This window comes from Vibrio sp. 1069 (genome assembly GCF_033340555.1).
This window is the reverse complement of sequence record NZ_JAWOWP010000851.1, coordinates 1-539: the sequence shown is the minus strand read 5'-3', so window position 1 is coordinate 539 and position 539 is coordinate 1. Positions and strand designations below refer to the sequence as shown.

Sequence of the window (539 nt, the reverse complement as noted above, 5' to 3'; positions counted from 1 at the left end):
CCGTTGAGTTACCAAGTAGGTGGGGAAGCCAGGAGGCGCTATGATTTTTTCAACACTTCAATTTTTCATCACAACTTTTCTTGCCGTTGTGTGTGCCCGAGCGATGAGTTTGAGTGAGGGCGAAATCCCAGTACTCGCACTCATGATCCCGGCATTATGGCTGTTGCCTCAAGGTGGCCTTGCTGGCTTAGTGTTGCTCGGCGCTATGATGGTGTTTGGTGCGACGCTTTCGATGCAGCCCATTGCGTTGTCTGTTGGCGTGCTGATTCTATTCCCGTTACTTATGGTGGTGTTCTCACATCGCAGCTCTCTTGGCGTTCTCCTTACCACCGGTTTGATTGTGATTACCTTACAAGTAGGGCTGATGGTCACGCAACAAGGCGGTAAGCTTGATGGTTCAGCTTGGGTGACCGTGGTTCAAACGTTGTCTGTTGTGGTCATGTGGTGGGCAGCAACGCATTGGAAACGCTCAGAAAAACACAGCTGGTGGCCTTTGCTTTTACTATTGCCTCTATGGATTGCCGATCTTCATTACGCGG

At 50.5% G+C, this 539-nt stretch carries 1 protein-coding gene; it reads left to right on the top strand.

Going from position 1 to position 539, the window contains the following annotated elements:
* Positions 1-40: 40 nt before the first annotated feature.
* A partial coding sequence (locus R7040_RS29420; RefSeq protein ID WP_318098043.1) for a hypothetical protein occupies positions 41-539 on the top strand: 499 nt, incomplete at its 3' end.